17 protein-coding genes are annotated in these 16,735 nt (G+C 67.1%); 10 read left to right on the forward strand and 7 right to left on the reverse strand.

Features of this window, described 5'->3' with window-relative positions; genetic code table 11:
- Position 1: 1 nt before the first annotated feature.
- The gene (locus ACM0M4_RS26515) at positions 2 to 895 is read right to left on the reverse strand and encodes a hemin ABC transporter substrate-binding protein (protein ID WP_003095100.1); all 894 of its coding nucleotides are present in this window, start codon (positions 893 to 895) and stop codon (positions 2 to 4) included.
- A gap of 9 nt (positions 896 to 904) precedes the next feature.
- Positions 905 to 1,969 (reverse strand): hemin-degrading factor, encoded by a 1,065-nt coding sequence (locus ACM0M4_RS26520; RefSeq protein ID WP_023129124.1) that lies wholly within the window; start codon positions 1,967 to 1,969, stop codon positions 905 to 907.
- 179 nt (positions 1,970 to 2,148) lie between these two features.
- Here ACM0M4_RS26520 and phuR point away from each other — a divergent pair, with 179 nt between their 5' ends.
- From phuR to ACM0M4_RS26535, 3 genes are all read left to right on the forward strand, one after another.
- Positions 2,149 to 4,443, forward strand: coding sequence for a heme/hemoglobin uptake receptor PhuR (gene phuR / locus ACM0M4_RS26525; RefSeq protein WP_023129125.1), 2,295 nt, complete (start codon positions 2,149 to 2,151; stop codon positions 4,441 to 4,443).
- Between the two features lie 102 nt (positions 4,444 to 4,545).
- Positions 4,546 to 4,893: a Rieske (2Fe-2S) protein gene (locus ACM0M4_RS26530; RefSeq protein ID WP_003121065.1), complete on the forward strand. Its 348-nt coding sequence runs from the start codon at positions 4,546 to 4,548 to the stop codon at positions 4,891 to 4,893.
- Positions 4,894 to 4,973: 80 nt separating this feature from the next.
- On the forward strand, positions 4,974 to 5,486 hold the full coding sequence (locus ACM0M4_RS26535; RefSeq protein WP_003100166.1) for a DUF4136 domain-containing protein: 513 nt from the start codon (positions 4,974 to 4,976) through the stop codon (positions 5,484 to 5,486).
- A 3-nt stretch (positions 5,487 to 5,489) separates the two neighbouring features.
- Here ACM0M4_RS26535 and ACM0M4_RS26540 read toward each other — a convergent pair whose 3' ends face one another.
- Positions 5,490 to 5,939 (reverse strand): DUF4345 family protein, encoded by a 450-nt coding sequence (locus ACM0M4_RS26540; RefSeq protein ID WP_003095105.1) that lies wholly within the window; start codon positions 5,937 to 5,939, stop codon positions 5,490 to 5,492.
- 248 nt (positions 5,940 to 6,187) lie between these two features.
- Between ACM0M4_RS26540 and ACM0M4_RS26545 the strand changes: the two genes are divergently transcribed.
- Positions 6,188 to 6,637, forward strand: a complete 450-nt coding sequence (locus ACM0M4_RS26545; protein ID WP_003095106.1) for a DUF411 domain-containing protein — start codon at positions 6,188 to 6,190, stop codon at positions 6,635 to 6,637.
- Positions 6,638 to 6,695: 58 nt separating this feature from the next.
- Here the strand turns inward: ACM0M4_RS26545 and alaC are convergent, their stop codons facing one another.
- Positions 6,696 to 7,931 carry an alanine transaminase gene (alaC, locus tag ACM0M4_RS26550; protein ID WP_003100170.1) on the reverse strand — a complete coding sequence of 412 codons (1,236 nt, stop codon included), beginning with the start codon at positions 7,929 to 7,931 and terminating at the stop codon, positions 6,696 to 6,698.
- 169 nt (positions 7,932 to 8,100) lie between these two features.
- Here alaC and ACM0M4_RS26555 point away from each other — a divergent pair, with 169 nt between their 5' ends.
- Both ACM0M4_RS26555 and ypfJ read left to right on the forward strand, forming a co-directional pair.
- Complete coding sequence (locus tag ACM0M4_RS26555) at positions 8,101 to 8,955, forward strand: PhzF family phenazine biosynthesis protein (RefSeq protein WP_003095108.1); 855 nt, start codon at positions 8,101 to 8,103, stop codon at positions 8,953 to 8,955.
- 67 nt (positions 8,956 to 9,022) lie between these two features.
- Complete coding sequence (gene ypfJ, locus ACM0M4_RS26560; protein WP_054375645.1) at positions 9,023 to 9,916, forward strand: KPN_02809 family neutral zinc metallopeptidase; 894 nt, start codon at positions 9,023 to 9,025, stop codon at positions 9,914 to 9,916.
- A gap of 21 nt (positions 9,917 to 9,937) precedes the next feature.
- Here the strand turns inward: ypfJ and ACM0M4_RS26565 are convergent, their stop codons facing one another.
- Positions 9,938 to 10,414 carry a SecDF P1 head subdomain-containing protein gene (locus tag ACM0M4_RS26565; RefSeq protein WP_003100175.1) on the reverse strand — a complete coding sequence of 159 codons (477 nt, stop codon included), beginning with the start codon at positions 10,412 to 10,414 and terminating at the stop codon, positions 9,938 to 9,940.
- 413 nt (positions 10,415 to 10,827) lie between these two features.
- Here ACM0M4_RS26565 and ACM0M4_RS26570 point away from each other — a divergent pair, with 413 nt between their 5' ends.
- Positions 10,828 to 12,123, forward strand: coding sequence for an NCS2 family permease (locus ACM0M4_RS26570; RefSeq protein WP_003095114.1), 1,296 nt, complete (start codon positions 10,828 to 10,830; stop codon positions 12,121 to 12,123).
- A complete protein-coding gene (gene trmA, locus ACM0M4_RS26575; protein ID WP_023129126.1) occupies positions 12,120 to 13,211 on the forward strand; it encodes a tRNA (uridine(54)-C5)-methyltransferase TrmA in 1,092 nt (363 codons plus the stop codon). Before ACM0M4_RS26570 ends, trmA begins: the two co-directional genes overlap by 4 nt.
- Before the next feature lie 33 nt (positions 13,212 to 13,244).
- On the opposite strand, the gene sfsA is transcribed toward trmA, so the two are convergent.
- Both sfsA and ACM0M4_RS26585 read right to left on the reverse strand, forming a co-directional pair.
- On the reverse strand, positions 13,245 to 13,952 hold the full coding sequence (gene sfsA / locus ACM0M4_RS26580) for a DNA/RNA nuclease SfsA (RefSeq protein WP_003100180.1): 708 nt from the start codon (positions 13,950 to 13,952) through the stop codon (positions 13,245 to 13,247).
- Positions 13,952 to 15,124: a pyridoxal phosphate-dependent aminotransferase gene (locus tag ACM0M4_RS26585; protein WP_003095120.1), complete on the reverse strand. Its 1,173-nt coding sequence runs from the start codon at positions 15,122 to 15,124 to the stop codon at positions 13,952 to 13,954. The genes sfsA and ACM0M4_RS26585 overlap by 1 nt, the downstream gene beginning before the upstream one ends.
- Positions 15,125 to 15,316: 192 nt before the next feature.
- On the opposite strand from ACM0M4_RS26585, the gene dksA reads away from it, so the two are divergent.
- A complete protein-coding gene (gene dksA, locus ACM0M4_RS26590; protein WP_003095122.1) occupies positions 15,317 to 15,763 on the forward strand; it encodes an RNA polymerase-binding protein DksA in 447 nt (148 codons plus the stop codon).
- 67 nt (positions 15,764 to 15,830) lie between these two features.
- Positions 15,831 to 16,712 (forward strand): tRNA glutamyl-Q(34) synthetase GluQRS, encoded by an 882-nt coding sequence (gluQRS, locus tag ACM0M4_RS26595; RefSeq protein WP_023129127.1) that lies wholly within the window; start codon positions 15,831 to 15,833, stop codon positions 16,710 to 16,712.
- Positions 16,713 to 16,735: the final 23 nt, after the last annotated feature.

Raw genomic sequence — 16,735 nt, forward strand, 5'->3', positions numbered from 1 at the left:
TTCAATGGGCGGCTTCCGTACTCAGCGGTTTCGCGGAAGGATAAAAGGCTGCGGAGAGAGCCGCCAGGCCATCCGGCAGACGCGGACCGAGGCCGCCCACCAGGAGCGTCGGGTCAAGCACCAGCAGACGTCCGTCACGCGCCGCGCGGGTTGCGGCGAGGCCGGGGTTCTGCTTGAGCAGCGCGGCACGCGCCGCATCACCTTCGAGGCTGCGGTCGGCGATCACCACCGCGACCGGATCGAGCGCTGCCAGGGCTTCCACCGAGATCGGCTTGTAACCCTCATGGGTAGCCAGGTTGCGTGCTCCGGCTCGGTTCAGGACCCAATCGCCGCCGGTATTGCGCCCGGCTACCAGCAACTGACCGCCGGCGTTGCCGATCACCAGCAGGACGCCCGGGGCCGGCTGACTCTTCTGCGCGGCCGCGATCCAGTCCGCCTGGCGCCGCAGCCGCTGACGATAGTCAAGTTCGGCGGCCTCGGCGCGCTGGGGCACGCCGAGCCAGTCGCCGAGCTTCTTCAGGTTGCTTTCCAGTGCCTCCAGATCCGGCTTGGCGGAGAGGGTCTCGACCCGCACGCCGGCGCCTTCGAGCTGCTTGAGTACCGGCGGAGGCCCCATTTCCTCGGTGCCGATGAGGATATCCGGACGTAACGCCAGCACGCCCTCGGCAGCCAGTTGGCGCTGGTAGCCGACGCTCGGCAACTGTTTCAGCGCCTGCGGATGCTGGCTGGTGGTGTCCACCCCGACCAGCTTGCTCTCGCCGCCCAGCGCCACCACCCATTCGCTCAGCGAGCCGCCCGCGCTCACCCAGCGTTGCGGCAGCTCGGCGGCCTGGGCCATGCCGGTGCCGAGCAGGATGCCCAGCGCCAACCCGTTGAATAGTCGATCGATACGCATGATCTCTCCTCAGAGCGCCTTGAAGGATTCGGCCAGTTCGCGCCAGTCGTAGCGCTCGGGCTCGCCGGGCTTGCGCGCGCCGAACAGTTGCACGATCAGTTCGCCGTCGGCGTCGAAGGCCTCCCAGCTGGTTACGATGCCATCGGTGCTCGGCTTGCGCACCCGCCAAAGTTCGGCGATGCCGGTGGTCTTCAGGTGCAGGTTGAATTCCGGATCGAGCACGTTGAACCAGTCGTCCAGCCACTTCAGGTTGCACACAGGCCCGGTATGGATCTGGATGCAGTGGGCGTTGCCGACGAACACCATGATCGGCAACCCGCTTTCGGCCGCCGCTTCGAAGAGTTTCGCCAGGTCGCCATTATCCAGGCGCTCGGCCCATTCGCCGCCAGCCAGGCGCAGCGCCTGGGTGCGCTGCGCGCCATGCTTCTTCAGCAGGGCGTGGAAATGATGGGTGTCCTTCAACGCGGCCCAGCCTTCGCGCAAGGCGGCGGCATCGATCTGCGCATCGACGAGCGAAGCAGCCGGCGCGCGGGGTTCGCGCAGGGCCAGCACGGCATCCTGCTCGGCAGCCCGCAGGCGCTCGACCAGCGGTTCCCAGGCGCGGACGTCGCTGGCCTCGGTAAGGAACACCTTGTGCACCGCCACGCCCTGCTGGTCGAACACCTGGATGCTGCGCTGGGTACCCCGCGCTGTCTCCTCGGCAATGGCGAAGACAGCGTTCCACCCCCCCAGGAACAGGCGCAGGTCGATATCCGGCGAGACCACCAGGCCCATCTGCCCATTGGCAGAGACCGTCACCTCGCGATACGGCCCCTTGCGTTCGTGGACGCAATGCTCGTTGCGGGTCAGCGCCATGATCGGCCCCAGTTCGCCGAGCGCCGGCAGCAAGGCGGCCCAGTCCGGCCGCAGGCGCACGGCATCAATGCCGACCCGGCTGGCGACCAGCTCGCCTTCGCTGACCTGCAACAGCGCGGCGGCGTCGCGCGCGCGTAGCTGCGGTCGCTCGGCGCGCAGGTCCTGCCAGGCGCGGTAAAGCTCGGCAGGGGAATGGGAAAGGCTGGGAGTGCTGCTCATCGACGGTTCCTCGGGCATATCCGGTTCGGTCGCGCTACGCGCAAAACAGGTGAACTTTGCCACAAAACGCATATCTGAATCCATTTGATAATTATTTGCATTAGCGTTTTTCTGGCAGTACCTTGTGCGCCCGACGTCCCCCTGGCTATTCGCCACCGGCCCGACCCAAGGAGTCCCACATGCCGCTCTCCCCGCCCTTCGCCCTGCGCCCCTGCCTGGCCCTGCTGTTGCTCAGCCCTTCCCTGGCTCTGGCGGGGAACGCCGTCCCGCTGACCCCGACCACCATCACCGCCACCCGTACCGAGCAGGCAGTGGATTCGGTGCCGAGCACCGTCAGCGTGCAGACCCGCGAACAACTGGACCGGCAGAACGTCAACAACATCAAGGAACTGGTGCGCTACGAACCGGGAGTCTCGGTCGGCGGCGCCGGCCAGCGTGCCGGGATCACCGGCTACAACATCCGCGGCATCGACGGGAACCGCATCCTTACGCAGATCGACGGGGTCGAACTGCCCAACGACTTCTTCAGCGGCCCCTACGCGCAGACCCACCGCAACTACGTCGATCCGGACATCGTAAAGCGCGTGGAGATCCTTCGCGGCCCGGCCTCGGCGCTGTACGGCAGCAACGCCATCGGCGGCGCGGTGAGCTACTTCACCCTCGACCCGTCGGACATCATCAAGGACGGCAAGGACGTCGGCGCCCGGCTGAAGGCCGGCTACGAGTCGGCCAGCCACTCCTGGCTGACCTCGGCCACCGTCGCCGGCCGCGCCGACGACTTCGACGGCCTGCTGCATTATGGCTACCGCCAGGGCCACGAGACCGAATCCAACGGCGGCCACGGCGGCACCGGGCTCTCGCGCAGCGAAGCCAACCCGGAAGACGCCGACAGTTACAGCCTGCTCGGCAAGCTGGGCTGGAACTACGCCGAGGGCAGCCGCTTCGGGCTGATCTTCGAGAAGTACAAGAGCGACGTCGATACCGACCAGAAGAGCGCCTATGGCGGCCCGTACGACAAGGGCAAGCCGGCCATCCCGCCGAGCATGCTGCCGGGCGGCATGTACCAGTGGCGCAAGGGCAACGACACCCTGACTCGCGAGCGCTACGGCCTGGGGCACCATTTCCTGCTCGACAGCCCGGTCGCCGATCGCATCCAGTGGAGCCTGAACTACCAGTTGGCGAAGACCGACCAGGCGACCCGCGAGTTCTACTACCCGATCACCCGCAAGGTCCTGCGTACCCGCGACACTACCTACAAGGAACGCCTGTGGGTCTTCGACAGCCAGTTGGACAAGAGCTTCGCCATCGGCGAGACCGAGCACCTGCTGAGCTACGGGATCAATCTCAAGCACCAGAAGGTCACCGGCATGCGCAGCGGCACCGGCACCAACCTGGACACCGGCGCGGACAGCCCGCGCGATGCCCTGGAACGCAGCAGCGACTTTCCCGATCCGACGGTGAAGACCTACGCCCTGTTCGCCCAGGACAGCATCAGCTGGAACGACTGGACCTTCACTCCCGGCCTGCGTTACGACTACACGCGCATGGAGCCGCACATCACCGACGAGTTCCTGCGCACCATGAAGCAGAGCCAGAACACCGCGGTCGACGAGTCGGACAAGAAATGGCACCGGGTTTCGCCCAAGTTCGGCGTGACCTACGACTTCGCCCAGCACTACACCTGGTACGGCCAATACGCCCAGGGCTTCCGCACGCCCACCGCCAAGGCGCTGTACGGTCGATTCGAGAACCTGCAGGCGGGCTACCACATCGAGCCTAACCCCAACCTCAAGCCGGAAAAGAGCCAGAGCTTCGAGACCGGGTTGCGCGGCAAGTTCGACGAAGGCAGCTTCGGCGTAGCGGTGTTCTACAACAAATATCGCGACTTCATCGACGAAGACGCCCTGAATACCGATAGCACCGGCGGCAACGGCCAGACCTTCCAGTCCAACAACATCGAGCGGGCGGTGATCAAGGGCGTCGAGCTCAAGGGCCGCCTGGAGCTGGGCGCCTTCGGCGCGCCGCAGGGACTCTACACCCAGGGCAGCGTGGCCTACGCCTACGGTCGCAACAAGGACAACGGCGAGCCGATCAACAGCGTCAACCCACTCACCGGAGTGTTCGGCCTGGGCTACGACGAAGCAGACGGCAACTACGGCGGGCTGCTCAGCTGGACCCTGGTCAAACGCAAGGATCGCGTCGACGACAGCACCTTCCACACCCCGGATGGCACCGCCAGCCAGTTCAAGACCCCGGGCTTCGGCGTCCTCGACCTCAGCGCCTACTACAGGCTGAGCAAGGACCTGACCCTCAACGCCGGTCTCTACAACCTGACCGACAAGAAATACTGGCTGTGGGATGACGTGCGCGGCTACGACAGCGTCGGCGAGGCTTCGGCGCTGGCCCCGGCCAACATCGACCGACTGTCCCAGCCAGGCCGCAATTTCGCGGTCAACCTGGTCTGGGACATCTGACCCGTTACCCCTTCGCACACGGAAGTGCCCCCATACCCAGCGCCTGGCCATGCCGGGCGCTTTCCATGCCACAGGTGAAAGCCGTCCTCCGGATCAGGGATAATGATCCCGGCAAACGGAGCGCCCATGATCCACCTGTGTCCCTCTTCCCATCTCGCCGAAGGCAACAGCCGCGGCTTCCTCGTCGATGAGCGGCGGCTGTTCGCGGTGCGTCGCGACGGCCGCGCCTACATCTACCTGAACCGCTGCCCGCATCGCGGCATCCCGTTGGAGTGGCAGCCCGATGCCTTCCTCGACGACAGCGCCAGCCTGATCCGTTGCGCCAGCCACGGCGCGCTGTTCCTCATCGAGTCCGGCGAGTGCGTCGCCGGCCCCTGCGCTGGCGAGCGCTTGCGCGCCCTGCCCTGCCGGGAAGACGCCGAAGGCCTCTGGGTGGAGCTGGACGACTGACCCAACGGGGGATGGGCGGCAAGCCGCGTGGCAACGGCTAGGCTTGCGGCACAAAGATAAAAAAGAGGAAGGAACGCGCCATGCGCCGATTCAGCCTGCGCTTCGTCCTGCTGCTCCTGTTCGGCCTGCTGCTCTATGCCTGCCGCAATGAACCGGGCCCCGTACGGCTCGCCCCTGGCGTAACAGCGGCGGATTACCGGACTTTCTTCATCCAGGCGGTACGCGCCGAGGGGCACCGCATCGACTTCGAGGAGCGTTTCGATACGGCCGTGCGCCGCGCCCTGGAGGCCAAGGGCTATCGCTACCACGCGGAACACGGCGACCTGCGGGTGATCTACGCCCTCGGCCTGCAACGCCAGCCGGGCCTGGAAATGCGCCCGGTGATCACTCAGGATGGCGTCTTCACCCAGACCCAACTGACCGAAGACACCGAGGCCAGGCTGGCGCTGCGTATCCTTGACGAAAGCAACGGCAGGGTCCTTCTGGAAAGCGTGCTGAGCCGCCAACTGCACGATCCGGCGCTGACCCAGGAAGCGTTCGACCGCGGCGTCGCGCAGTTGCTGAAGGACTTCCCGAGCCGCAGTCAACCTTGAATGTCACAGGCCGTCGAAGTCGTCCTCGCGACGCTCGGCGCTCTCGCCGGGTGCCGACAGCCGGGGCGGCCGCCGTTGCAGCCACCACAGGGCGGCGATCCCCAGGGCAGCCATTGCGCCGCGGAACAGCAGGCCGAACAGGTTGCCGTCGGCCTCCATCCCGCCCTCGATCCAGGCAATCAATAGCCGCGACAGGGTCAGGATCGATTGCAGCAGCACTACCAGGATCAACGCCGGCTGCACCAGCGAAGCCCGGCGCAGGGCGAACAGCAGGAACAACGCCAGGGCGAACTGATGGCCGCCATAGAACACCCGCGCATCGCTGACCGCCGAAGGCTCCATCAGCAGCATGCCACTGAGATTGGCCATCTCGTAGGGACGCACCCAGTACAGCACTCCCAGCGCGCCCCATACCAGCGCCTGAACCAGCAAAACCAAACGGGCGAAGAGCATCCCCTTTCTCCTCGGGCCTGTTGCCCCAGCGGTCAGTTCGACACCGGCGGCGAACGCCCCGGCAACCCTAAGGACAGCAGACCCAAACCGCGCCGACGAGTTCGCTGCGACAATCCGTCCCTGCCCAACGGCAACCCGGCGCGGCGGGCAGCGCATCGCTTCGTCACAAGTGGATACAGCTCACCGGCTGGGTGGCGGCGGGTGCCAGCGGTATGCTCCCGGCATTCGCTCGCAGCAAGGAGAATCCCATGCGCCGCTTCGCACCCCTGGCCGTCCTGGCCGCCACCCTGCTCCACGGCTCCCTGGTCCAGGCCGCCGAACCGCTGGCCATCGACGTCCACCGCGACGCCAACTGCGGCTGCTGCAAGGACTGGATCAAGCACCTCGAAGCCAACGGTTTCAAGGTCACCGACCATGTGGAAGCAGACATGAGCGCAGTCAAGAGCCGTCTCGGCGTGCCCTACAGCATGGGCTCCTGTCATACCGGAGTGATCGACGGCAAGTTCGTCGAAGGCCACGTGCCGGCAGCCGACATCCTCAAGCTGCGCGAACGCGCCGACCTGGTCGGCGCCGCCGTACCGGGCATGCCGGTCGGCTCGCCGGGCATGGAAATGGGCGACCGCCAGGACGCCTACCAGGTCGTCGGCCTGACCAGGAGCGGCCAGGCCTCGGTACTGGCGGAGTACCCGGGACGCTAACGAAAACGCCGTTTTCCCCAGGGAAAACGGCGTTTTTCCTTGTAGCAGGACGTGAGGATCACTCCGCCAGGCTATCGACCTTCCTCTGCGGCGACAGCAGCCCGTCGGCGCGGAACATCGCCTTGATCCCGCGCACCGCCTGGCGCAGGCGGTCGCGGTTCTCGATCAGGGCGAAACGCACATGATCGTCGCCGTAGTCGCCGAAGCCGATCCCCGGCGACACCGAGACCTTGGCGTCCTGCAACAGCTTCTTGGCGAACTCCAGCGAGCCCAGATGCGCGTAGGGCTCGGGGATCTTCGCCCAGACGTACATCGAGGCCTTCGGGTTCTCCACCATCCAGCCGGCCTCGCGCAGCCCCTTCACCAGGACGTCGCGGCGCTGCTGGTACTGCCGGGCGATATCGCGGACGCACTGCTGGTCGCCTTCCAGAGCGGCAATGGCCGCCACCTGCAGGGGCGTGAAGGTGCCGTAGTCGTGGTAGCTCTTGATCCGCGCCAGGGCCGAGACCAGCTCGGGATTGCCGACCATGAAGCCGATCCGCCAGCCGGCCATGTTGTAGCTCTTCGACAGGGTGAAGAACTCCACGGCGATATCCTTGGCACCCGGTACCTGCATGATTGACGGCGCTTTCCAGCCGTCGTAGACGATGTCTGCATAGGCCAGGTCGTGCACGACCATCACGTCGTACTGCTTGGCCAGCGCCACCACGCGCTCGAAGAAGTCCAGCTCGACGCACTGCGCGGTAGGGTTGGAGGGGAAACCGAGAATCATCATGCGCGGCTTGGGAATCGATTCGCGGATCGCCCGTTCCAGCTCGTTGAAGAAATCGATGCCCGGCACCAGCGGCACCGAGCGCACCTGGGCGCCGGCGATCACCGCACCGTAGATGTGGATCGGATAGCTCGGGTTGGGCACGAGGATGGTGTCGCCATGGTCGAGGGTCGCCAGCATCAGGTGCGCCAGGCCTTCCTTGGAGCCGATGGTGACGATGGCTTCGCTTTCCGGGTCGATCTGCACGTCGTAGCGGTCACGGTACCAGTGCGAGATGGCCCGGCGCAGGCGCGGGATGCCACGCGAGGTGGAGTAGCCATGGGTGTCTTCGCGCTGGGCGACGGTGCAGAGCTTCTCGACGATATGCGGCGGGGTCGGCCCGTCGGGATTGCCCATGCTCAGGTCGATGATGTCCTCGCCACGGCGGCGAGCGGCCATCTTCAGTTCGGCGGTGATATTGAAAACGTAGGGGGGAAGGCGGTCGATGCGCGCGAAACGGCGCGCAGGGCGTGATTCAGCCATGCTGTCCTCGGAGTAACGTAAGCGCCCGGAACCGTCCGAGCGACGCCGACCGCTGCGGCGGCCTGGAAAGCGCCAGCCAGGCGCTTTCTTGTCGGCGAACATAAAGGCCGATAGGCTGCTTGTCGAGTCCCCCCTCGCGTTTTTCATTCCATTTCACAGGAAAAGGCCCATGTCCCGACGCTACTGGCAACTCGATGTGTTCGCCGAGCGTCCGCTCACCGGCAACGGCCTGGCCGTATTCGACGACGCCAGCGCCCTCGATGACGCCGCCATGCAGGCCTGGACCCGCGAACTGCGCCAGTTCGAGTCGATCTTCCTGCTGCCGGGCGACGACCCACGGGCCTTCCGCGCACGGATCTTCACCCTGGAGGAAGAACTGCCGTTCGCCGGCCACCCGCTGCTCGGCGCCGCCGCCCTGCTCCATCACCTGCGCGGCGGCGACAACGAACAGCACTGGACGCTGCACCTGGCCAGCAAGTCGGTGGCCCTGCGCAGCGTGCGGGCGGGCAGCGGTTTCTACGCCGAGATGGACCAGGGCCGCGCCGAATTCGGCGCCACCCCGGACGCCGGGACCTGCCGCTGGTTCGCCGAAGCCTTCTCGCTATCGGCCAACGACCTGTCCGGGCATCCGCCGCGGGTGGTGAGCACCGGCCTGCCCTACCTGCTCCTGCCGGTGACCGCCGAGGCACTGGGTCGAGCCCGTCAGGTCAACGATTTGCAAGAAGCCCTGGATAAACTCGGCGCGGCGTTTGTCTATCTGCTCGACGTCGACGGGCGCGAGGGCCGCACCTGGGACAGCCTGGGGCTGGTGGAAGACGTGGCTACCGGCAGCGCTGCCGGTCCGGTCGCCGCCTACCTGGTGGAATACGGGCTTGCCGCGCGCGGCGAACCCTTCGTCCTGCACCAGGGACGCTTCCTCGAGCGGCCGAGCCGGCTCGACGTCCAGGTCGCGACAGACGGTAGCGTCAGGGTCGGCGGCCACGTCCAACTGCTCGCCCGCGCCGAGCTGCTGACCTCGGCCTGACGGTCGGGGTGGCGCTGGCGGCGGACGACGACAACACTGAAGAAGCGAAACGTACAGGAGAACCGCCATGCTCTGGCGCAAAGGACGACGCAGTGACAACGTGATTGATGCCCGGGGCGAAGGAGGCGCAGGCGGCGGTGGCGGCATGCGCATCGGCGGCAAGGGCCTCAGCCTGGGTGGGGTGGCCATCGTGGTGGTGGTCGGCCTGCTGATGGGCCAGGACCCGATGCAGATCCTCGGGTCGCTGCTCGGCCAGATGGACAGCCCGGCGCCGGCCACCCAGCAGCAGGCCGGCGGTCGGGCCCCGGCGGCCAATGACGAGCAGAGCGAGTTCGTCCGCTCGATCCTCGGCGACACCGAGGACACCTGGGAACAGATCTTCGCCAGCGGCCAGGCACAATACCAACAGCCCAAGCTGGTGCTGTTCAGCAATGGGGTGAATTCCGCCTGCGGCTTCGCCTCGTCGGCCACCGGGCCGTTCTACTGTCCGGCCGACCGCCGGGTCTACCTCGACCTGGAGTTCTTCCGCGAGATGGAACAGCGCTTCTCCGCCGCCGGCGACTTCGCCCAGGCCTATGTGATCGCCCACGAGGTCGGCCACCACGTGCAGAACCTGATGGGCATCTCGGCCAAGATCAACGCAGCCCGCCAGCGCGGCGCGCGCATGGAGGGCGCCAACGGCCTGTCGGTACGCCAGGAACTGCAGGCGGACTGCTTCGCCGGGGTCTGGGCCAACCGTGCACAGCAGCGGCTGAACTGGCTGGAGCCGGGCGACATCGAGGAAGCCCTGAACGCCGCCAACGCCATCGGCGACGATCGCCTGCAACGCCAGGGCCGCGGCATGGAGGTGCCGGATTCCTTCACCCATGGCTCCTCGGCGCAACGCATGCGCTGGTTCAAGACCGGCTTCGAGAGCGGCTCGCCGGCCAGTTGCGATACCTTCAAGGCCCAGACGCTCTGAGCCTCGCCGCCAGCCGGGCGCTTAGCGCCCCGGCTGGCTTCCCAGCGCATTCAACTGATCGGCCAGTTCCCTGGCCTCGTAGACCGAAGCCAACCCGTCGAGATAGACCTTGCCGTTGCGGATCGGCTCGCGCACCCGCGGCGCCAGGCGCAGGCGCCCGTCCACCAGTACCGCGAGAGTGCGCCCCCGGGCCTCGCCGGTCAGCGCGGCCAGGCGGCGGGCGGCCGGTTCGGTGAAGGTGACTTCGACGCCGGGTCGACCGTTCTGGTCGTACAGGACCTCGGCGCGGAGTACGTCAGCCTGGGTCAGGCTGGGCTTCAGCGCCACCAGCATGGCCTTGCCCTGCGGGTCGGCCAGGGTGCGGAACGCCGCGGAAGGCGTGCTGGCGGTGGCATAGACCCCGAAGCTGTGCTGCGGGATCGGCAGCGGATCGCTGGCGCAGGCGGCCAGCAGCAGCGCCAGGCCCAGCGGAAGGAGTGCGAGTTTCGAGCGTTTCATGATGAGGTACTGCAGAAAACCTGGGCGGAGCGTCCGTCCGGACGCCAACGCCTATGTTAACGCCGCCCGCGCCGGGCGGGCGAGCAGGCCCTTCCGCGAAGCGACGATCGACTAGACTGGCGGAAATTCACCCATCTCCCGCGAACTGGTATGATGCGCGCCTTTTCGAGCCGTATGAACCCCACGCAGGCCGCCGCGAGGCCCCTGGCGTGCGTGGGTCGTTTCATGCGGCTCGCGCATTTTCGGGACTCAGCCGTCTGCCGGGATCGTTCGCGATACCGCGCCGACGAGACAGCGATGCAACGCCCGCCACGCGGAAATTCGGTTTTCCCTGGTCGGCGGCCGGCTCCGCGGCCGGCCACTTCTGCTGGCGCCATGGGGATCGTTGCAGAGCACATTCAGGGGAATCCAACATGCTGGAAAAGCTGTTTCAACTAAAGGCGCACAACACCACGGTGCGCACCGAGATCCTGGCGGGGATCACCACCTTCCTGACCATGGCCTACATCCTCTTCGTCAACCCGAGCATCCTCGGCGAGACCGGCATGGACAAGGGCGCGGTGTTCGTCGCCACCTGCCTGGCAGCGGCCATCGGCTCGACCATCATGGGCCTGATCGCCAACTACCCGATCGCCCTGGCCCCCGGCATGGGCCTCAACGCCTTCTTCACCTACACCGTGGTGCTGCACATGGGCCACAGCTGGCAGGTCGCGTTGGGCGCAGTGTTCATTTCCGCCACCATGTTCTTCCTGCTGTCGATCTTCCGCATCCGCGAATGGATCATCAACAGCATCCCCCTGCCGCTGCGCTCGGCGATCGCCGCCGGCATCGGCCTGTTCCTCGCACTGATCGCCCTGCAGAACGCCGGCATCGTGGTGGACAACCCGGCAACCCTGATCGGCATGGGCGACCTGACCAAGCCGGCGCCGATCCTCGCCACCCTCGGCTTCATCCTGATCGTCGCCCTGGAGGCGCGTAGCGTCACCGGCGCGGTGCTGATCGGTATCCTGGTGGTCACCGCCATCGCCATCCTGCTCGGCGTGACCCAGTTCGGCGGCGTGGTCTCGATGCCGCCGTCGCTGGCGCCGACCTTCCTCCAACTGGACATCAAGGGCGCGCTGGACATCGGCCTGGTCAGCGTGATCTTCGCCTTCCTCTTCGTCGACCTGTTCGACAACTCCGGCACCCTGATCGGCGTCGCCAAGCGCGCCGGACTGATGGGCAAGGACGGCCACATGCCGAAGATGGGCCGCGCGCTGATCGCCGACAGTACCGCCGCCATGGGCGGCTCGCTGCTGGGCACCTCGACCACCACCAGCTACATCGAGTCCGCCGCGGGCGTCAGCGCCGGCGGCCGCACCGGCCTGACCGCCATCGTCGTCGCCATCCTGTTCCTCCTCGCGCTGTTCTTCGCCCCGCTGGCCGGCAGCGTACCGGCCTTCGCCACCGCCCCGGCGCTGCTCTTCGTCGCCGTACTGATGGCCTCGGGCCTGGCAGAGATCGACTGGGAAGACATCACCGTCGCCGCGCCGGTGGTCGTCACCGCGCTGGCCATGCCGTTCACCTATTCGATCGCTACCGGCATCGCCTTCGGCTTCATTTCCTGGACCGCGATCAAGGTGCTGTCCGGGCGCTGGCGCGAACTGAACCCGGCGCTGGTGATCCTCTCCGTGCTGTTCGTGATCAAGCTGGGCTTCTTCAACGCATGAGCCGTCCACAGTTCGACCCCAGCGCCTACGCCGCGCAACTGGAAGACAAGAAGTCCCGCCTCGCCGGATTGCTGGCCCCGTTCGCGGCACCCGCGCCGGAGGTCTTCGAGTCGCCGCGCGAGCATTACCGGCTGCGCGCCGAATTCCGCCTGTGGCGGGAAACCGGCAACGAGAAGCGTCACTACGCGATGTTCGAGCAGGGCGACAAGCACACGCCGATCCTGATCGAGAATTTCCCCATCGCCAGCCGCCGCATCAACGAACTGATGCCGCGCCTGAAGGCGGCCTGGGCCGACCCGGCGCTGGGCTTCAAGCTGTTCCAGGTGGAGTTTCTCACCACCCTGGCCGGCGACGCGCTGATCACCCTCTGCTACCACCGGCCGATCGACGACGCCTGGCGACAGGCAGCGGAAAAGCTCGCGGCGGAACTGGGAGTGAACCTGGTGGGGCGTTCGCGCGGCAAGCGCATCGTCGTCGGACGCGACTATGTGGAGGAGGAACTGTCGGTCGCCGGCCGGCGCTTCCGCTACCGCCAGCCCGAGGGGGCTTTCACCCAGCCCAACGGCGAGGTCAACCAGAAGATGCTCGGCTGGGCCTACGAGGCGCTCGGCCAGCGCGACGACGACCTGCTCGAACTGTACTGCGGCAACGGCAACTTCACCCTGCCCCTGGCCACCCGGGTACGCAAGGTGCTGGCCACCGAGATCAGCAAGTCCTCGGTCAATGCGGCGCTGGCCAACCTGGCCGACAACGCGGTGGACAACGTCAGCCTGGTGCGCCTGTCGGCCGAAGAGCTGACCCAGGCGCTGAACGAGGTTCGCCCGTTCCGCCGCCTGGCCGACATCGACCTGAAGAGCTACACCTTCGGCAGTGTCTTCGTCGATCCGCCACGAGCCGGCATGGATCCGGACACCTGCGAGCTGGCCCGACGCTTCGAGCGCATCCTGTACATTTCGTGCAACCCGGAAACCCTGGCGCAGAACATCGCCCAACTGCACGACACGCACCGGATCAGCCGCTGCGCGCTGTTCGACCAGTTCCCCTACACCCACCACATGGAAAGCGGCGTCCTGCTCGAACGCCGCTGAGCGAGTGGCCGCGCCCCACGGCGCGGCCGTGCCTCAGAGTCGCACCGGGAGGCGCCGCGCCAGGTGCAATCCTTCCGTCGTCACCTCGGCGCCATAGGCCAGCACCTCGACGCCCGCTTGCGCCGCCTCGCGCAACGCCTTGCCATAGGCTGGATCGATCTCGTCGGCGGGGCGCACCGCCTCGACCCCGGAAAGGTTCACGCAGTACAGCTGCACCGCGCGGATCCCCTCCCGCGCCAGCGCCGCCAGTTCGCGCAGGTGCTTGGCGCCGCGCAGCGTCACCGCGTCGGGAAAGGCCGCCACGGCGGTTTCGTCGAAGCCCAGGGTGACGCTCTTCACCTCGATGAACAGTGCGCCCGTGGGGTATTCCAGGCGAAAGTCGGCGCGACTGTTCTCCACGCCGTAGGCCACTTCCCGGCGCAGAGCGGTGAAACCGGCAAGCTCCGCGATGTCCCCGGCCAGCAGCGCCTCCTCTACCAGGCGGTTGGCCCGCGCCGTGTTGACGCAGGCCAGGCGGCCCTGCGGAGTCTCGCTCAGCTCCCAGGTCCCCGGCAGCTTGCGCTTGGGGTCGTTGGAGCGGCTGAACCAGACCCGGCAACCTTCGCTCATGCAATTGAGCATCGAACCGGTATTCGGACAGTGGATAGTCAGGCGCTCGCCGCCGGCGCTCTCGATATCGGCGAGGAAACGCTTGTAGCGACGCAGCAGGCGGCCTTCTTCCAGTGGCTGCTCGAAACGCATCAGGGCCGCCAGTTCTTCAGGCCGCGGGCGATCCGCTCCACCGCTTCCTGCAGGCGCGGCAGGTTCTGGGTATAGGCGAAACGCACGTGGTGGCCGGCCTGGTGGCGGCCGAAATCCAGCCCCGGAGTGAAGGCCACGTGCTCGGTCTCGATGAAGTGCTTGCAGAAGGCGTAGGCATCGCCGCCGAACGCGCTGATATCGGCGTAGAGATAGAAGGCGCCTTCCGGCTCCACGGCGATTCCGAAACCTAGCTCGCGCAGGGCCGGCAGGAGGAAGTCGCGACGGCGGGCGAACTCTTCGCGACGCTCTTCGAGAATGGCGATGGTGGTCGGCTCGAAACAGGCCAGCGCGGCCTGCTGGGCCATGCTCGGCGCGCTGATGTAGAGGTTCTGCGCCAGCTTCTCCAGCTCAGGCACCGCCGCTGCCGGCGCCACCAGCCAGCCCAGGCGCCAGCCGGTCATGCCGAAATACTTGGAAAAACTATTCAGGACGAAAGCGTCGTCGTCGACTTCCAGCACCGACGCGGCGTCCACGCCATAGGTCAGGCCGTGATAGATCTCGTCCACCACCAGGTGCCCGCCGCGGGCCTTCAAGGCGCCCGACAGGCCGGCCAGTTCGTCGCGATCGAGCAGGGTCCCGGTCGGATTCGCCGGCGTCGCCACCAGAGCGCCTACACTGTCTGAATCCCAGTGCCGCTCGATGAGATCCGGTGTCAGTTGGTAACGGCTGTCCGGCCCCACCGGCACCAGTTGCGCGGCGCCTTCCACCAGGCGCAGGAAATGCCTGTTGCACGGGTAGCCCGGGTCGGCGAGCAACCAGTGGCGGCCGGGGTCGACCAGCAAGCTGCTGGCCAGCAGCAGGGCTCCGGAACCGCCCGGAGTGACCAGCACGCGCTGTGGGTCGAGGTCGACCCCGTAGCGTTCGCCGTAGAATTTCGCGATCGCCTCGCGCAGCGCCGGCAGGCCGCGGGCGGCGGTGTAGCGGGTATGCCCGGCGGCCAGGGCGGCGCGCCCGGCCTCGACGATCGGCTCAGCCGTGGTGAAGTCCGGCTCGCCGATCTCCAGGTGGATCACATCGTGGCCGGCGGCCTGCAACTCGTTGGCCCGCGCCAGCAGGGCCATGACATGGAAAGGCTCGATGGCCCGACTGCGCGCGCTATAGGAGGTAGCCATGGATATTCCGAACTTTGCGAGGAAAAACCGATTCTAACCAAGCCATTACGCGGGCGACACCAGCCTCGACAACCGGGAGTAGCGCCAAGGTTATCGTTCTGGTAAGTTCGCCCGCTTGCGACCGCGGGGCCGGAGAGCCGGCGAGGGAACCCTGCCGCGGACAGGATTAGCGAAAGTGAGAGGCGGCCATTCATGTCCACCAAAGCAAAACAACAGAGCAGCCAGCAGATGACCCGCGGCTTCGAACCCTATCAGGAAACCAAGGGCGAGGAGTACATGAGCGAGCGCATGCGCGCGCACTTCACCGCGATCCTGAACAAATGGAAACAGGAGCTGATGGAAGAGGTCGACCGTACCGTGCATCACATGCAGGACGAAGCGGCCAACTTCCCCGATCCGGCCGACCGCGCCAGCCAGGAAGAAGAATTCAGCCTGGAACTGCGCGCCCGCGACCGCGAGCGCAAGCTGATCAAGAAGATCGACGAGACCCTGCAACTGATCGAAGACGAAGAGTACGGCTGGTGCGACTCCTGCGGCGTCGAGATCGGCATCCGTCGCCTGGAGGCGCGCCCCACCGCGACCCTCTGCATCGACTGCAAGACCCTCGCGGAAATCCGCGAGAAGCAACTCGGCTCCTGAGCCGGACCGACGGGGCGCCAAGGCGCCCCGTTTCGTTTCCGCCGTTCCCCGCCGCACCGCCCGCGCCATGACCTCTTCCTATGTAGGCCGCTTCGCCCCGACGCCCAGCGGCTACCTGCACTTCGGTTCCCTGGTGGCGGCCGTCGCCTCCTACCTGGACGCACGTGCCGTCGGCGGCCGCTGGCTGGTGCGCATGGAGGACCTCGACCCGCCCCGCGAAGTCCCGGGCGCCCAGCAGGCGATCCTGGAAACCCTGGAGCGCTACGGCTTCGAATGGGACGGCGCGGTGGAGCGGCAGAGCGAACGCTTCCCGGCCTACGCCGCAGTGGTCGAGCAACTGCTGCGCAGCGGCCTGGCCTACGCCTGCACTTGCTCGCGCAAACAGCTTGAGGGATTCGCCGGGATCTACCCGGGCTTCTGCCGCGACGCCGGGCACGCCCGCGAGGACGCGGCGATCCGCCTGCGCGTGCCGGAGCTGGAATATCGCTTCGTCGACCGCGTGCAGGGCGAAGTCCGCCAGCATCTCGGCCGCGAGGTCGGCGATTTCGTCATCCAGCGCCGCGATGGCTTCTACGCCTACCAACTGGCGGTGGTGCTGGACGACGCCTGGCAGGGCATCACCGACATCGTCCGCGGCGCCGACCTGCTCGACTCGACCCCGCGCCAGCTTTACCTCCAGGAACTGCTGGGGTTGAGCCAGCCGCGCTACCTGCACGTGCCGCTGATCGTCCAGCCGGACGGGCACAAGCTCGGCAAGTCCTACCGCTCCCCACCACTGCCCGCCGAGCAGGCCGCCGCGCCGCTGACCCGCGCCCTGCGCGCGCTCGGCCAGCGGCCGCCGGCCGAACTGGCCCAGGCCAGCGCCAGCGAGGCGCTGGCCTGGGGCGTGGCGCACTGGGACGCCACGCGCATCCCGCACTGCGCTACCCTTCCCGAGGAACGCCTGTAGCCCGCCCGGCGGCTTGCCGGCAC

The organism is Pseudomonas sp. 18-147 (genome assembly GCF_051048045.1).
GTDB classification, from domain to species: domain Bacteria; phylum Pseudomonadota; class Gammaproteobacteria; order Pseudomonadales; family Pseudomonadaceae; genus Pseudomonas; species Pseudomonas aeruginosa.

Coding starts and splice junctions, on each gene's coding strand:
- trmA (WP_023129126.1), top strand. CDS start 12,120: ATGAGCCGTCCACAGTTCGACCCCAGCGCCTACGCCGCGCAACTGGAA.
- ACM0M4_RS26535 (WP_003100166.1), top strand. CDS start 4,974: ATGCGCCGATTCAGCCTGCGCTTCGTCCTGCTGCTCCTGTTCGGCCTG.
- ACM0M4_RS26585 (WP_003095120.1), bottom strand. CDS start 15,124: ATGGCTACCTCCTATAGCGCGCGCAGTCGGGCCATCGAGCCTTTCCAT.
- ACM0M4_RS26515 (WP_003095100.1), bottom strand. CDS start 895: ATGCGTATCGATCGACTATTCAACGGGTTGGCGCTGGGCATCCTGCTC.
- ypfJ (WP_054375645.1), top strand. CDS start 9,023: ATGCTCTGGCGCAAAGGACGACGCAGTGACAACGTGATTGATGCCCGG.
- alaC (WP_003100170.1), bottom strand. CDS start 7,931: ATGGCTGAATCACGCCCTGCGCGCCGTTTCGCGCGCATCGACCGCCTT.
- gluQRS (WP_023129127.1), top strand. CDS start 15,831: ATGACCTCTTCCTATGTAGGCCGCTTCGCCCCGACGCCCAGCGGCTAC.
- phuR (WP_023129125.1), top strand. CDS start 2,149: ATGCCGCTCTCCCCGCCCTTCGCCCTGCGCCCCTGCCTGGCCCTGCTG.
- ACM0M4_RS26520 (WP_023129124.1), bottom strand. CDS start 1,969: ATGAGCAGCACTCCCAGCCTTTCCCATTCCCCTGCCGAGCTTTACCGC.
- ACM0M4_RS26570 (WP_003095114.1), top strand. CDS start 10,828: ATGCTGGAAAAGCTGTTTCAACTAAAGGCGCACAACACCACGGTGCGC.
- ACM0M4_RS26530 (WP_003121065.1), top strand. CDS start 4,546: ATGATCCCGGCAAACGGAGCGCCCATGATCCACCTGTGTCCCTCTTCC.
- dksA (WP_003095122.1), top strand. CDS start 15,317: ATGTCCACCAAAGCAAAACAACAGAGCAGCCAGCAGATGACCCGCGGC.
- ACM0M4_RS26555 (WP_003095108.1), top strand. CDS start 8,101: ATGTCCCGACGCTACTGGCAACTCGATGTGTTCGCCGAGCGTCCGCTC.
- ACM0M4_RS26545 (WP_003095106.1), top strand. CDS start 6,188: ATGCGCCGCTTCGCACCCCTGGCCGTCCTGGCCGCCACCCTGCTCCAC.
- ACM0M4_RS26565 (WP_003100175.1), bottom strand. CDS start 10,414: ATGAAACGCTCGAAACTCGCACTCCTTCCGCTGGGCCTGGCGCTGCTG.
- sfsA (WP_003100180.1), bottom strand. CDS start 13,952: ATGCGTTTCGAGCAGCCACTGGAAGAAGGCCGCCTGCTGCGTCGCTAC.
- ACM0M4_RS26540 (WP_003095105.1), bottom strand. CDS start 5,939: ATGCTCTTCGCCCGTTTGGTTTTGCTGGTTCAGGCGCTGGTATGGGGC.